Raw genomic sequence first — 14,389 nt, 5'->3', positions numbered from 1 at the left:
ATATTTTTATGATGCGTAACTTTTTAGGTGCAATTGCACTATATTTTGGATTTATTTTTCCTGTTCAAGCCATGCCATTTGATCCATTGATTGGTACATGGAAAGTAATTGATGATCATACAGGGCATTATGTTGCGGAAATTGTGATTCGTAAGAACTCTAAAACTTCGGAATATAGTGCTGTAATTACTCGAAATTTATTGTCGGTAGGCACAACTCAATTAGAGGTATGTAGCAAATGCCAAGGCAACTTAAAGAATCAGCCCATAAAAGGCATGCAGGCATTAGAAGGCTTGGTAGCAAATTCAAATCCAAAACAATTTTCGCAAGGACAATGGATTAACCCGAAAGATGGTTATGTCTATAAAATTGATGCTCAATTAAATGTGGCGAATAATCAAATGAAAGTATATGGCAAAGCCAAGAGCGCGAATGCGATTAGCACGATGACTTGGAAAAAACTTTAACAGATTGTACGGCGTATTTTTGAAGCTACTTGATTGAAAGATTGAGTAGCTTTTTATCTTTTTGTGAATGATAAGATAAATTGAGACACCGAACACTCAAAATAAACCCATATATATCAATTGCTTAATATATTCATGTTATTCACCAATTAAAATGTCTATGCGATAAACCATTTAAAATGTCCTGTTTTTAACTGCAAGAGTCAAGAACAGGATTTAAATTTCTTTGTTCAATAACAACTTTCTGAGCTTTACGACTCGGCATACTTTTCTTGGCACGGGAACTTTTATTTTGTTTTTCCAACTCTTCATGTTGTTGCTGGATATGGGCCAGAACCGCACCTAATCTTTTATTCTCAACTACTTCATTCTGCTGCAGTCTAGCCAGTTTATTGAAAATACTGTAGTTGATCTTCCGTCCTTCGTGCATGATGGCCACAGTACCATCTGGATACTCTAAAAATGTTATGTATTGCCCAACAAGTTTGTGGTTCAGTGGTGTTGGCTCAAGCATATAAATACACTTGTCATACGTGATAGTCAGATTCTTCGTGACCTTACGCGGTTCCTGCCAGGTAAAAATATCCTCTAGCTCAGCATCAGATTCCGTTAAAGGTCGATGCAAGTTCTTCGAGTTTCTCGCACATTTGGCAAACTTCTGATTGAACTGCTCAATGAAGCAGGGCAGCCAAGCATTGGCCTCGGTAATTGAGCAGATGCCTTCCAAACGCATTTCCTTGATCAGGCGATCCTGCAGAGTTCTGTTGGCGCGTTCCACACGTCCTTTGGCCTGTGGTGAGTTGGCAAAGATAATATCGATGTTTAATTCGTTGAGAATCCTGCCAAATTGCGTGATCTGGCTGTCTTGCTTGGATTTCTGATTGACTCGAAATACTGAGTGTTTATCGCTATAAAAGGCCAAAGGCTTGCCGTATTGCTCAATGTAGGCTCGGGTTGAAAGCATATAATCAAAGGTCGTTTCGGCCTCACAAAAGCGCAGATGCAACAGCTTTCCAGTGGCATCATCAATATAAACCAACAAGCAGCATTTAGCGTCACGTCCTTCAAACCAGTCATGATGTGAGCCATCGATTTGGACCAATTCACCATAACAGTCTCGATTATAACGAGGCTGATACGGGCGTTTCAGACGTTTATGACGAGGAATCCATAAATTGGCTGCAATCATCCAAGAACGCAGGGTTTCTACCGAAATATCAAATCCATGAATGGTAGTCAGCTTTTCATGTGCTAAAGTGGGACCGAAACCACGAGCAGCATGTGCTAATGCAGCAGGACCTTGAGCTTTATATTTTTGCAATAAGCGTCTGATCTGACGTTCTGAGATATGTAATAACTGAGCAGCCTGGGACTGGGTTATGCGTTGATCACAGATTTCCTGCAAGACCGACAATCTTTTAAGTTCTTTATCCGACATAGATACCAACATAACAAACCGTCCGCTAAGAAAATCGCAAAAGTGCGTATTCTAAAAGCGGACATTTTTACTTTGGAGAAACCGGACATTTCTATTTTGGAGTTACAATTCAATTGCGTATAATGTACATTATGTTAAATAAGATATCTGAAGACAGCACCCTGCATTTAGCTGTGCAGATTATGACAATTCGCGTTGAATTAATCGAGTAAAAGTCTGGGTAAATTGCTGTCCTTGCTCTGCAAAAAACCAATTTACATGTCCAACAATCCAATCATAATAAGCAGCATCGGCATGTTTCAGGTTTTGGGTAATCCCGACAAAATATTCAAGCTCTGAAAATGCGAAATCCAAATGCACAATTTTTAGTAATCCGGGCAAAATGCTAAAGTCTTGTTGTGGATGTATCTCTGCAAAATACGCCTGTAAAAACGCGCTTAAACCCGCTTCGTCAATATTGATTTGTAATGTATGTTCTAAAGCTAACCAATCTATAAAGTTACGCTCAATCGTTACCGCAAGATCATAAAGCGCTGAATTTCGATCCGATAAGCCAAAATCAATCACCGCGGTAATATTGGCATCGGCACTTTGCGTAGACCAAAACAGATTAGAAGCATGCAAATCATTATGCGTCCAAATTTTAGTGACCTGCTGCAATACATGCTTAATTTTATGATGCGTCTGAGATACACGCTCTAAAAAAACGGTGTCTAAGTTTTTATCGGCAAAATAACGGCTCAATTCAGGGCTGTTTTGAATACGTTGCTGAATAGCCGTTACGATATTTTCACTTTCTAAAAGCTGCTGATTTGATACTAAATAACGCGCCGATCTGCCATGTAACTCAGGAAAATCCTGCATGGCGACATGCAGTTTCGCAAGTAAACTCCCCACTTTGGCAGCATGTTCCGTATAGAAAAAAGGCGTCCAAGATTGCTGATCGACATATAAGTCAAAACCTGCTGCTTTTTCGTAGACTTCATAAGTCCAGTCGCCCATTTCTAAAGCGGTCAGTCCGTAATTCGAGGCAATTAATGTCGCAACAGGAATGTTTTTACTGGCTAAATGTCGCAAAAAAGCATGCTCTTGCAAAATATCTTGCGCATTACGAAATGAACGATGACTGCGTTTAATGAAATACGAGCGACTTCCTATTTTATCTGTACTGGCTGCATCCTGCGTGACTTCAATCACTGCGGCTGATGAAAATGGGCGCGGACTGCACCACAGAATTTGAATACCCCCTTGCAAGCATGGGTAATACGGTTGCAGGTTGTGTAATTCTGAGACAGTCAGATGTGCCCAATCTTTATATTCCCAGTCATTCCCCATGCCATGACCTAAATCATGTGTGATTGTGGTCATTTTCGATATTCCTTAACCTGATCAGCATTGTGTAATCGTATATTCCCTGCCATCCATTTCAAATAATCATTTTTTAGATAGATGATAGCTATTTAATTAACGGTCTTGGCTTGTCGTAAACGCAAATTCACTTCATCTACAATCTGATCTAAACCTGTGTCATAAGCAGCTTCACTCACAAAAGACACCATATTTTGTGTAACTTGCGGCAAATTGTAATCTGCATACCATGACAATGAATTCACTTCTATTTCACGTTCACCCTGCAAAATCACGAATCTTTTTTGCATCCAAGCCTGCAAATTTTCACCCGTATAGGCATCATAAAAAATAATATCGGTCAGATAAAAATCTTTCATCATGTAGGAGTAAGCCACGCTATTTTCTTCTGGCTCATAATTAAAAAAAGGTGTGGTGGTCAGATGAAACTCAACCAGAAAATGACGTTTTAAACGATGATTTTGATATTCCGCTTTGACTTTAATCGGGCAACTGATTTGCGCAAAATCAATTTCATGTTCAGTATTTTGCTTAAAATATTCAGCCAAAGACCAGACCTGATGTTTAATGAAATCCTGCATTAAAAACTCAGGTTCAAGTTGTGAATTGATTAATCCCAACAGTAAAGATTCAACTTCTTCTTTCGTTAAATAAATGTCTTCAACAATATGCATGCCAATCTCTAAATATGCTGCTGCGATAGAAAAATCCTAACGGAAAGGCTTGTGTTTGTATAGCTATGCAATCGTAGAGTGTGATCTATATCTAGCAATCAATTATCCACGTAGATTGAATCTTAATCATGTTTTCAGCTATGCTATCAACACATCAAATTTCACTTCAAACACGCCTCGTTGCGTAGGAGTAATCTCATGTCTAAGAAGTTACCTATTTACTTCTCTGACGCTGCTTGGGCGTCATTACAAAAAATCATGGGCAGCGATGGTAAACCCAGCCCTAGCCTGAATGCCCTGCTTGAACAAATTGAATTGCTGAATCAGCATGATTTTCAAGCGCTTGCTAAAAGAAAAACGCTGCATCTTCCCGTAACAATAGAATCCATTCCTGCAGGTTTTCCTTCGCCTGCTCAAGACTATATTGATAAAAATATTGATCTGAATGAATATCTTATTTCTAATGAAAATGCGACCTTTTTAAATGTGGTACGCACTACCTCTATGGTGAATGCAGGGCTTGAATACGGCGATATTGTACTGGTAGATCGCAGTAAAGAAGCCAAACACCGCAGCATTGTGGTTGCATTAATCGACCAAAAAGACCTGACTATTAAACGCTTGATGATTACAGCCAAAATGTCCAAAAGTGAATTGGCTGAACATTTTGGTGAAGACTACGACCCTGCCACTTTGCCCGAAGCTTGGCTCAAGGCAGAAAGCCCCGACTACGACAGCATTTACCTGAAAGATGGGCAAACTTTTGAAGTGTTTGCTGTGGTCACGTGGAATTTGAAAAACCTGATGGTTTAAACACCACAATAATGCATAAAAAAGCCGAATAAGTAAAATAGTCATGAAAGCTTTAGAGCAAGTTTTTGCGCTCATTGACATTAATAATTGTTATGTGAGCTGTGAGCGGTTGTTTCAACCACACCTGAATCATCGTCCTGTGGTGGTGCTTTCCAATAACGATGGCTGCGTGGTGTCACGTTCCGAAGAAGCCAAACGACTTGGCATTAAAATGGCTGTGCCCTTTTACCAAGTTCAAGAATTAATTCAACAACATGATGTTGCGGTCTTTTCAAGTAATTATGCGCTCTATGCAGAAATGTCCAGACGTTTTAATAATATTATTCAAGAATTTGTCAGTGCCAAAGATGTTGAAATTTATTCGATTGATGAAACTTTTATTGAGTTGAGTTCATATTCTCAGCGCGATTTAAACGCACTTGCACAGGAAATTAAAACAACCTTGTGGAAATGGCTGGCTCTTCCTGTTTGTGTTGGTATTGGTCAAAGTAAAACTGAAGCCAAACTAGCCAATCATCTTGCTAAGCGAAACCGCTATTTCAACGGCGTATGTAATTTACTGGATATGGATTTATGCAGCAAAGAAGCCTTGTTTCAACACATTGATGCCGCTGAAGTCTGGGGTGTGGGACGCAAAAACGCTAAAAAATTACAATCATTGGGTATCCGTTCTGTATTTGATCTAGCAACAAGCAATCCAGACCAAATGGAGCGCCAATTTTCTATTTTGATGAAAAAAACCATTCTTGAACTCACAGGTACAGCATGTATTGAACTGGAGCACAATACCGTAAGTAAGCAGCAAATCATCAGCTCACGTTCTTTTGGGCAGCGTGTAACAGATATTCATGCGCTTTCAGAAGCTTTGAGCGATTATTTACAATCTGCTGTGCAAAGGCTCAGAGCTGAAAAAAGTTTATGTGGTTGTATGATCATTTTTGCGCAATCTAACCGTTTTGATCCGCGCCAAGTTTTTTACAATCAATCGGTCACTATTGCTTTCAATGAGCCAACAGATTCTGCTTTGCTCATGAACAAAGCCATGATGAAGCATGTGACAACGCTATTTCAGGAAGGAATTGCCTTTAAAAAATGTGGTGTGATTTTAACGGGACTTGAACCCAAACAAAGCTATATTCACGACCTGCTTACAGATACTGACGCCATTGAAAAACAGGAACAATTACAGCAAGTGTTGGATACCGTGAAAAATAAATTTGGTGTGCAAAAACTCGCCATTGGAGCATGTAAATTGCAAGATCGAACTTGGGCGATGCAGCGCAGCCATTTAAGCCCGAATTATTTTAGCTGGGAAGGTTTATTGGCGCTTGGTGATTAGCAGTGATTTGATTGGGCTAAAAAAGCTCACAATATGAGACCTAATTTAATGCTTAAAAGTACTACAAAGTAGTATACAATTAAACACTACAAAGTAGTATAAAGGTGTTTGATGTATACCATCTGTGAGACTACTTTTTTTACCAATGAATATCCCTACTATTGGACTGAAGAACAATACAATGACTTTAAAATTTTCATTGCCGAGAACCCTACAGCAGGAGATGTAGAACCTGGTACTGGCGGCGTTCGTAAAATTCGATGGGGTGGAAAGAGTAAAGGTAAACAAGGTGGTGTTCGTGTAATTTATTACAACCGTTTAGCAAATGGCGAAATTTGGTTATTGACCTTATATAGTAAAGACACAATTACCCAACTTGAGAAAAAGACACTTAGACAATTAGCGGAGTTACTGAAATGAGTCGTTTATTAAGTGACAAAGAATTGGAAGCTCGAGAAGCAAAACGAGACTTAAATGTTGAATTATTAGAAGGCGTTAAACAAATGCTTGCTAATAACGCAGCAAGAAAAACTGTGATCAATGAAACAGATGTTGCTTTAGCACGAAGAAAGTCTGAACTCACTCAAGATCAATTTGCTAAAATTTTAGGTATCTCTAAACGTACATTGGAATCTTGGGAGCAAGGTGTTAGAAGACCTTCAGGAGCAGCTCAATCACTGATTAAATTGTTTATTTTAGATCCTCAATTTGTTCGTGACCATCTCGCTTAAATGAAATAGCCCTCAACAACGAGGGTTATTATTTTGCCTTTCCTATAGCAACAGCAAATCTTAGATAGCATTTGAAATGCAACACCATGTTGTTGCTATAATACCTGACTCGGACTTTTAAAGCCGAGTCTTTTTCTTGGACGGTGATTCAAATCAGAACAGCGTTCTACTTCTGCAAGATTAGTCTTTATTCAGCCCAACAAACTTGGCACGTGCTTTATGCAGTTTTTTGTAGCTGTCGATTAAACGTAAATGACGATCTAAACCTTCAAGCTGCATATTGGTTTCGGTTAGACCATAGAAACGTACTGTGCCTTCAACAGAACCCATGACTGCATCCATACGTTCATTGCCAAACATACGGCGGAAATTGACAGCATAATCGGCAATATCCATTTCATCATCTAAAATAACTTCAAGCACGACATTCATACATTGATAGAACAAGCCACGTTCTACGGTATTGGTGTTGTATTGTAAGAATGCTTCGACTAAATCTTTAGCTTCTTCAAACTGTTCTAATGCCAAATAAATCAACAATTTTAATTCGAGGATGGTGAGCTGCCCCCAAACGGTATTGTCATCAAATTCAATGCCAATTAAGGTTTTGATTTCGGTATAGTCATCTAGCTCACATTCTTCCAAACGCTCAACTAAAGCTTCAAGTTGCTCATCATCCAAACGGTGCAGATTTAAAATGTCTTCACGGTACAGCAAAGCTTTATTGGTATTATCCCAAATCAGGTCTTCTACCAAATACACTTCTGAATAATCAGGGACTAAAATTCGGCAAGCAATCGCACCTAAATGTTCATAAATCGCCATATAAGATTCTTTGCCCATTTCTTCCAAAATCGCAAATAAAGCCTCAGCTTCTTCGACATTACTGTATTGACCATTGTTGGTGAAATCCCACTCTACAAATTCATGGTCTGCCTGCGCACTAAAGAAACGCCAAGACACCACACCACTTGAATCAATAAAGTGTTCAACATAGTTATTCGGCTCAGTTACCGCATTCGTGCTAAAGGTCGGCTGTGGTAAATCATTTAAACCTTCAAAACTACGCCCTTGCAATAGTTCAGTTAAGCTGCGCTCTAAAGCGACTTTAAAGTTTGGATGTGCACCAAACGAAGCAAAAACACCGCCTGTACGCGGGTTCATTAAGGTCACACACATGACAGGGAATTGACCGCCTAAAGACGCATCTTTCACCAATACTGGGAAACCTTGTTCTTCTAAAGCCTGAATACCTGCCACAATACTTGGATATTTTGCCAAAACTTCTTGCGGTACATCAGGCAGGCTCATTTCTTCCTGAATAATTTCACGCTTCACTGCACGTTCAAAAATTTCAGATAAACACTGCACTTGAGCTTCTGCAAGCGTGTTACCTGCACTCATCCCGTTACTTAAATATAAGTTTTCAATTAAATTTGATGGGAAATATACCGTTTCACCATCGGATTGACGCACAAATGGCAATGAACAAATACCACGTTCAGTATTGCCTGAGTTGGTGTCATATAAATGTGTGCCCAGCAACTCATCTTCAGGATCATAAATTTCTAAGCAATATTCATCTAAAATTTCTTTAGGCAATTCACCATTTGGGCCAGGCTTAAACCATTTTTCATTTGGATAATGCACAAATTCGGCATTGGCAATCTCTTCACCCCAGAACTGATCGTTATAGAAGAAGTTACAGTTCAAACGTTCAATGAATTCACCCAAAGCAGATGCTAATGCACTTTCTTTGGTTGCGCCTTTACCATTGGTAAAACACATTGGCGATTGCGCATCACGAATATGTAATGACCAGACATTTGGCACGATATTACGCCATGAGGCAATCTCAATTTTCATGCCCAAACCTGCCAAAATACCCGACATATTGGCAATAGTTTCTTCAAGCGGTAAATCTTTACCAGCAATAAAAGTCGCTTGAGATGAAGTCAAGTTCGGCATCAGCAAAGCTTGTGCATCGGCATCAATGCTTTCGACTTGCTCAATCACAAACTCAGGGCCTGTTTGCACGACTTTCTTTACGGTACAACGGTCAATAGAACGTAAAATCCCCTGACGGTCTTTTTCAGAAATATCTGCAGGCAATTCCACCTGAATTTTAAAAATCTGTTTATAACGGTTTTCAGGATCGACAATATTGTTTTGAGATAAGCGGATATTATCGGTTGGAATATCACGTGATTGGCAATAAACCTTCACGAAATACGCAGCACACAATGCAGATGACGCAAGGAAATAATCAAATGGGCCTGGCGCAGAACCATCGCCTTTATAACGGATGGGCTGATCGGCAATGACGGTAAAATCGTCAAATTTAGCTTCAAGACGCAAGTTGTCTAAATAATTGACTTTAATTTCCATGCAGGCACCTATTGTATGTGCCTACTCAGACACAAAATTATAAAATATTGATTTATAAGCCGAATCAAGAGGGAGAATAAGACTTAAAAAATGAGGTTTGAAGTCATCGCAACTATTTAACAGCGACTCCAGAATATGCGGCAACATTATAAAGTGATTTGGGTGAATTGATAATGCTATAAATACAGATTTACTGAATTTAAGCAAAGTTGCTAATTAATATATACAAACATAATATATTTAAATGTATGGTATATTGTCTTTAGGTTCTAATCTGCTTGATGGTGAAACAACATGAAATATACCGAACTCACTGCTGAAATTTCGTCTAATATCAAATCCATTAAAGAACAATCTCCCGATTTACTTAAAAGCTTTAATGCCCTATCACAAGTTGCGATGAAAGACGGCGTAATTGATGCCAAAACCAAAGAGTTTATTGCGCTTGCAATTGGTGTGGCACAACGCTGTGATGGTTGTATCGGTTTTCACGTCAGAACTTTGGTCAAAATGGGCATGACTTTTGAAGAATTGAATGAAATTTTAGGTATTGCTGTTTATATGGGCGGTGGCCCATCACTCATGTATGCCGCAAACGCCGTGGCAGCATTTAAAGAGTTTTCTCCATCTACAGCCGAATAACAGCATCAAATTATTTACCGAGTCGAAACTATGTTAAATATCCATAATGAATGGGATGAACGCTACAGCCAACATGACCATATTTATGGTGAACAAGCCAATGCGTTCATTCAGGACATTACGCAAAAACTGTCTATTCACGGCAAAACTTTGGGCTTGGCCGAAGGTGAAGGTCGTAACTTGTTATATTTGGCCGCTTTGGCACAAGCCAATGGGCAAGCATTTGAAGCAGATTTGTGGGACTACTCGCAAGTTGCTTTAGATAAGGCCCAAGGCTATGCACAGCAACGTGGTTTAAGCCTAAATACACGAAAGCAAGATTTAAGTCAGGTGGATTGGCCAGCGAATCAATATGACAACGTGATTTGCGTATTTGGTCACTTTAACCCTGAAACACAGCAAAAAGTATTGAATGGCGTGCGCGAAACTTTGGTCAACGGCGGTTTATTTGTTGGTGAGCTGTATTCTACTCGTCAGCTAGAATATAAAACGGGCGGCCCACGTGCAGTAGAAATGCTGTACGATCCTATCGAGTTTTTAAGCCATTTTAAACACGATCATCTGATTCATTTCTTTGTGGGCGATGTAGAACGCTCAGAAGGCAAACTGCATCAGGGCAAATCCCACGTCATTCAATTTGCGATTCGTATTCAGAAATAAAAGACTGAATCTTTTACATCAAAAAGCTTGCTCCAATGCAATTAGAGCAAGCTTTTTTGCGCTTTAGATTTGAATATTCAGTTAGATATTTGCTCGGAAATTTTTAAAATCACTCAAACACATCTTTCATAGATTTTGGCATTCCTTGTACCGACTGTAATTCGCCCTGTTTATTTTTCCAAAGCACAACAGGTGTGGCAAAGAACTCGTATTTATCCATCAGTGCCTGATTCTGTTCTAAGGTTTTTTCTACATGTACAGGCACAGTTTTTTGCTCGATCAGCTTTTTTTGTCCGTATTGACGATGGAACTCATTAAAGGTCTGCTGTGGGTTTTTCGCCATTAATAAAGTCGCCGCCTGCCCTTTGCTTTCAGCTCGGATCACCGCCACAATAATGTGTCTTAACTGAACTTTGCCAGATTCTACCCACGGACGTGCCTGCTTCCAAAAGGTATGACAATACGGACAATTCGGGTCTGAAAACACATAGACAATTTTTTCAGCACTGGTTTGCCCATCCTGAATCCAAGTGGCGTGTTCCAGACTTTGCCACACATCTTCAAGTACCGACTTTTTCACATAACGGTCTAAGGCATCAACTGTTAAATTATTGCCTTGTGCATCAAACAAAGTGCCTACAATATAGTATTTCTGATCATTGGAAATAAACACTGTCGCAGGACTTTGTTCAATATGCCCTGCCCAACCTGTCATTTGTGCAGGTGCCTGAATTTGCTGCACAAACTTAAAACCTTCTTTTTCAATGTGCTGTTTTAAGCTGTCCTGTGCTTGCAGCATACTCACACTACTGGCAAGACTCATACCTATCGCCAGTTTCAGCATGTTATTTTTGATGTTAGATGTCATATTGATTGTCCTTAATTTTGGCTTCACGGCGGGTTTTCTTTCAAATCGTTAAGAGCGCGTTTATGGATTCGCTTGTATTTTTTTCAGATAATGCTGCAGCATCGGCTTGGTCAATTCACCCATGTGATGATCGACCAATTCTCCTTGTGCATTAAAAAACAAAGTACTTGGCAAACCGAACATATTGAAGTGTTGTCCTAAACGAGCTGCAGGGTCTAATAACACGTGTTCAAACTGAAATCGATGTTTCTGTAAATAGGCTTGAATCTCTGCTGCAAATTCGCCTTGATTGGCAAATACAAAATTGACCTCAGGGAAATCTTGCTGTGCTTGTTGCATAACAGGCATTTCACGATGACAAACTGGACACCAAGTCGCCCAGAGATTAATCACGGTGGGCTGACCTGAAAATTGAGCTAAATCTTGAGGTTGTTGCGCTAGGTTGTGCAATACTAGATTGGGATAGGCATGCTGCGTCTGCAAAGGTTGGATAAGACTCCAACCTACAACTTGTACTGTAATAAAGAGCGCAACTGCCCATGCCAGAACAACACGTTGAATAGCGCGATTTTTCCAGACAAACCACGCCACACCTGCCATAACTGCGGCAATCAGATGAAAGCCTTTGTCCTGAATTTTTAAAATATCAATCGGGTTGGCAAAGTACAGCTCATAATGCTGCAACACAAAAACTGCCCGCCCAACTAAAGCACCAATCCACAGCGCATTCCATAATGCATCCTGATAACCTGTCCAAGTCTGTGCATTCCATGTATAACGACGCTGAAAAAATTTACCCATTGCAAAGACGACAATCAGTCCTAGCAATAAAAACACCAATGGCCATGGAATCATCAACATGCCTAACTGCAAGACTGCGGATTGAATCATGGCGCAGCCTCTTGCAGTTGATGAATATTTTGAATCAATTGCGCTGCGTTATAAGCACCTGTTAGACGCAATTCACGTTGTTCCCGTTGTGGATCTGCCAAAAATAACAACGTTGGCGGCCCTAAAATCTGCCATTTTTTCAATAAGGCATCTTGTGAAGGATGCTGTTCGGTTAAGTCGAGTTTAATCCGCACCACATGCTTTAAAGCATCTTGCACATCGGTACGAGGAATCACATCACGCTCAATCGGCTGACACGCCACACACCAATCGGCATAGACATCAATCACAATCTTTTGATGAGCATGTGCGGCCAAAGCTGCATTCAACTCTTGTTCTGTGCGTACTTTGATCCATGGCTGTAATTGGTCTGCTTGTACCTGCGCATTGACACTGGCAATACTCTGATTGACATGCCAAATTCCACTACTGGCGATTACTGCCACCAAAGCCAATAACGAAAAACGCTGTGGACGATGTAACACGTGGCGCAAAATTGCAATTAAATATGCAGCGAAGGCAAATAACACCACAGCAAAAGCAACATAGTACCAAGTCACAGAAAATAGCGGACGAGCAAAATACAAAGCCATTGCCAACATGATAAAACCAAAGCTAAATTTTAGCCGTTCCATCCACAAACCTGGCTTTGGCAAATATTTCGCGCCAAACACGCTGGCAATAAGTAAAGGAATTCCCATACCTAAACCGAGCAGGAACAAATATAAACCACCCAATGCTGCTTGATCCAAATGTGAGACGTACAGCAATGCTCCCGCTAAAGGCGCACTCATACATGGCCCGACAATCAGTGCAGAAATCACCCCCATAACGCCCGCACCCAATAAAGTACCGCCTTTTTGATATTGCTGAATACGATCTAAACGCTGTAACACTGCTTGTGGTAATGACAACTGATACAGTCCAAACAGGTTTAAAGCAAAGAGCACAAACAACATAGCAAAAACTGCAATCACTACGGGATTTTGGAACCAACGCTGTACGCTATAACCAATGTGTGACGCAACAACGCCCATCAAGCCATAGACTAGCGCCATACTGACGATAAAGGTGATCGCAATTGCTGCCGCTTTATAGCCTGTATTGCGCTGCACCAAAATGCCAGAAAGAATTGGAATCAGCGGCAATGAACACGGTAAAAAAGCCAGTAATACCCCAAAACCTAAAAAGATAAACGCATTCAGTAACAACCCTTGCCCAGACAATAAATTCAGGAAAAATTGATCATTGTTCCATTGCTGATTCAGACTCGTACTACTGGCTGTTTCCGTATTGCTTGAATTGGCTGATGCAGCGAATGTATTGTCTGTCAATGCCGTATCTGTATTTTCAATCTCTAAGGAATTTGCTAAATCAACGTTTTCTACTGATTCAGGGGTAAGTTTAGGATCAGCTTGTGTTACAGCAACCGCATTTTCAGCAAGCTGTGCTTTGTTTTCTAGCGTTTGCTGTTCAAGTTTGAGTTCTTTTGTCGTTACAGTATTTGCAGTTGTCGTAACTTGTTTTTGTGTACTAGAACCATTGGCTTGATGCTTATCTGCATCATTTAAGTTAGTGTTTAAAGCAGCCTGATTATTCTGATTGAGTTGCTGAAGTAAATTACCTTTGCCCGCACTTAAATTATGCTGTGGCAATAAACCATCGGCATCGGTTTGAATCATTTTACGCTGTACGGGATAACACAAACCATCTTCAGCGCAGCCTTGCCAAGTAATTTGATATTGCTGATTAGGCTTCACCTGAATCTGTGTTGTCACTTGCCCATAATGCACACGTGTCAGCCCGAAAGTCGGATCATCTTTTTCCTGCCCTGCAGGCAATTTAAAAGCAAGCGGCTTTTGAGCCTGACTGACTTTGAATTGATCGTGATATAAATAGTAATGCGGTGCGACATCCCATTTCAGTTCAACCGTTTGTTCAGACAATGACGTCGCCTGAAACTTAAAAGCTTGATCGGACGCTAAAAATTCATTGGCAGCATTGACCCACACCGCACACAGACTCAACACAAAATAAGCAATGACGCGAATAAAAATCATGTATTTATACTAAAAATTAAAAAACTGACTGTATTATCGGTAAGTGTAGA

Annotated in this window: 14 protein-coding genes; 7 read left to right on the top strand and 7 right to left on the bottom strand. The window is 40.1% G+C overall.

The genetic code is table 11. The features are described 5' to 3' along the window. The first annotated feature begins 8 nt into the window (after positions 1 to 8). Positions 9 to 467, top strand: a complete 459-nt coding sequence (locus tag J4G44_RS08720; RefSeq protein ID WP_207973575.1) for a DUF2147 domain-containing protein — start codon at positions 9 to 11, stop codon at positions 465 to 467. Positions 468 to 657: 190 nt separating this feature from the next. Here the strand turns inward: J4G44_RS08720 and J4G44_RS08715 are convergent, their stop codons facing one another. The 3 genes from J4G44_RS08715 to J4G44_RS08705 all read right to left on the bottom strand — a co-directional run bounded on the left by J4G44_RS08715 (position 658) and on the right by J4G44_RS08705 (position 3,947). Then, positions 658 to 1,905 (bottom strand): ISNCY family transposase, encoded by a 1,248-nt coding sequence (locus J4G44_RS08715; protein ID WP_207973574.1) that lies wholly within the window; start codon positions 1,903 to 1,905, stop codon positions 658 to 660. Positions 1,906 to 2,085: 180 nt separating this feature from the next. Next, entirely contained in the window at positions 2,086 to 3,273 is a 1,188-nt protein-coding gene (locus J4G44_RS08710; RefSeq protein ID WP_207973573.1) for a phosphotransferase enzyme family protein, read from the bottom strand. A gap of 92 nt (positions 3,274 to 3,365) precedes the next feature. Further along, positions 3,366 to 3,947: a hypothetical protein gene (locus J4G44_RS08705; RefSeq protein WP_004973810.1), complete on the bottom strand. Its 582-nt coding sequence runs from the start codon at positions 3,945 to 3,947 to the stop codon at positions 3,366 to 3,368. Between the two features lie 198 nt (positions 3,948 to 4,145). On the opposite strand from J4G44_RS08705, the gene J4G44_RS08700 reads away from it, so the two are divergent. The 4 genes from J4G44_RS08700 (at position 4,146) to J4G44_RS08685 (ending at position 6,830) form a co-directional block, all read left to right on the top strand. Beyond that, positions 4,146 to 4,760, top strand: coding sequence for a LexA family protein (locus J4G44_RS08700; RefSeq protein ID WP_096902350.1), 615 nt, complete (start codon positions 4,146 to 4,148; stop codon positions 4,758 to 4,760). Between the two features lie 43 nt (positions 4,761 to 4,803). Then, entirely contained in the window at positions 4,804 to 6,099 is a 1,296-nt protein-coding gene (locus J4G44_RS08695; RefSeq protein ID WP_167846009.1) for a Y-family DNA polymerase, read from the top strand. A gap of 111 nt (positions 6,100 to 6,210) precedes the next feature. Next, entirely contained in the window at positions 6,211 to 6,519 is a 309-nt protein-coding gene (locus J4G44_RS08690; RefSeq protein ID WP_096902348.1) for a transcriptional regulator, read from the top strand. Then, a complete protein-coding gene (locus tag J4G44_RS08685; RefSeq protein WP_004973819.1) occupies positions 6,516 to 6,830 on the top strand; it encodes a helix-turn-helix domain-containing protein in 315 nt (104 codons plus the stop codon). The genes J4G44_RS08690 and J4G44_RS08685 overlap by 4 nt, the downstream gene beginning before the upstream one ends. 180 nt (positions 6,831 to 7,010) lie before the next feature. Here the strand turns inward: J4G44_RS08685 and J4G44_RS08680 are convergent, their stop codons facing one another. Further along, positions 7,011 to 9,218: an OsmC domain/YcaO domain-containing protein gene (locus J4G44_RS08680; protein WP_179997505.1), complete on the bottom strand. Its 2,208-nt coding sequence runs from the start codon at positions 9,216 to 9,218 to the stop codon at positions 7,011 to 7,013. A 294-nt stretch (positions 9,219 to 9,512) separates the two neighbouring features. Here J4G44_RS08680 and J4G44_RS08675 point away from each other — a divergent pair, with 294 nt between their 5' ends. Together J4G44_RS08675 and J4G44_RS08670 are read left to right on the top strand one after the other, a co-directional pair. Continuing rightward, the gene (locus J4G44_RS08675) at positions 9,513 to 9,860 is read left to right on the top strand and encodes a carboxymuconolactone decarboxylase family protein (protein WP_004973824.1); all 348 of its coding nucleotides are present in this window, start codon (positions 9,513 to 9,515) and stop codon (positions 9,858 to 9,860) included. Between the two features lie 30 nt (positions 9,861 to 9,890). Beyond that, positions 9,891 to 10,520 (top strand): class I SAM-dependent methyltransferase, encoded by a 630-nt coding sequence (locus J4G44_RS08670; protein WP_180061129.1) that lies wholly within the window; start codon positions 9,891 to 9,893, stop codon positions 10,518 to 10,520. A gap of 109 nt (positions 10,521 to 10,629) precedes the next feature. On the opposite strand, the gene dsbG is transcribed toward J4G44_RS08670, so the two are convergent. From dsbG to dsbD, 3 genes are read right to left on the bottom strand one after another with little or no spacing between them, the layout of a single operon-like run. Further along, on the bottom strand, positions 10,630 to 11,388 hold the full coding sequence (gene dsbG, locus J4G44_RS08665) for a thiol:disulfide interchange protein DsbG (protein WP_167846000.1): 759 nt from the start codon (positions 11,386 to 11,388) through the stop codon (positions 10,630 to 10,632). Between the two features lie 60 nt (positions 11,389 to 11,448). Continuing rightward, entirely contained in the window at positions 11,449 to 12,279 is an 831-nt protein-coding gene (locus tag J4G44_RS08660; protein ID WP_104851946.1) for a TlpA disulfide reductase family protein, read from the bottom strand. Next, positions 12,276 to 14,339 (bottom strand): protein-disulfide reductase DsbD, encoded by a 2,064-nt coding sequence (gene dsbD / locus J4G44_RS08655; RefSeq protein WP_167845999.1) that lies wholly within the window; start codon positions 14,337 to 14,339, stop codon positions 12,276 to 12,278. Before dsbD ends, J4G44_RS08660 begins: the two co-directional genes overlap by 4 nt. Positions 14,340 to 14,389: the final 50 nt, after the last annotated feature.

It is taken from the genome of Acinetobacter towneri (assembly GCF_017498585.1).
Lineage (GTDB): Bacteria > Pseudomonadota > Gammaproteobacteria > Pseudomonadales > Moraxellaceae > Acinetobacter > Acinetobacter towneri.
Note: the sequence above shows the minus strand (reverse complement) of the source record. Positions and strands in the feature narration are given on the sequence as shown.

Excerpts from the sequence above, each read along its gene's own strand:
- J4G44_RS08720 (WP_207973575.1), top strand. The coding sequence starts at position 9 with ATGATGCGTAACTTTTTAGGTGCAATTGCACTATATTTTGGATTTATT.
- J4G44_RS08715 (WP_207973574.1), bottom strand. The coding sequence starts at position 1,905 with ATGTCGGATAAAGAACTTAAAAGATTGTCGGTCTTGCAGGAAATCTGT.
- J4G44_RS08710 (WP_207973573.1), bottom strand. The coding sequence starts at position 3,273 with ATGACCACAATCACACATGATTTAGGTCATGGCATGGGGAATGACTGG.
- J4G44_RS08705 (WP_004973810.1), bottom strand. The coding sequence starts at position 3,947 with ATGCATATTGTTGAAGACATTTATTTAACGAAAGAAGAAGTTGAATCT.
- J4G44_RS08700 (WP_096902350.1), top strand. The coding sequence starts at position 4,146 with ATGTCTAAGAAGTTACCTATTTACTTCTCTGACGCTGCTTGGGCGTCA.
- J4G44_RS08695 (WP_167846009.1), top strand. The coding sequence starts at position 4,804 with ATGAAAGCTTTAGAGCAAGTTTTTGCGCTCATTGACATTAATAATTGT.
- J4G44_RS08690 (WP_096902348.1), top strand. The coding sequence starts at position 6,211 with ATGTATACCATCTGTGAGACTACTTTTTTTACCAATGAATATCCCTAC.
- J4G44_RS08685 (WP_004973819.1), top strand. The coding sequence starts at position 6,516 with ATGAGTCGTTTATTAAGTGACAAAGAATTGGAAGCTCGAGAAGCAAAA.
- J4G44_RS08680 (WP_179997505.1), bottom strand. The coding sequence starts at position 9,218 with ATGGAAATTAAAGTCAATTATTTAGACAACTTGCGTCTTGAAGCTAAA.
- J4G44_RS08675 (WP_004973824.1), top strand. The coding sequence starts at position 9,513 with ATGAAATATACCGAACTCACTGCTGAAATTTCGTCTAATATCAAATCC.
- J4G44_RS08670 (WP_180061129.1), top strand. The coding sequence starts at position 9,891 with ATGTTAAATATCCATAATGAATGGGATGAACGCTACAGCCAACATGAC.
- dsbG (WP_167846000.1), bottom strand. The coding sequence starts at position 11,388 with ATGACATCTAACATCAAAAATAACATGCTGAAACTGGCGATAGGTATG.
- J4G44_RS08660 (WP_104851946.1), bottom strand. The coding sequence starts at position 12,279 with ATGATTCAATCCGCAGTCTTGCAGTTAGGCATGTTGATGATTCCATGG.
- dsbD (WP_167845999.1), bottom strand. The coding sequence starts at position 14,339 with ATGATTTTTATTCGCGTCATTGCTTATTTTGTGTTGAGTCTGTGTGCG.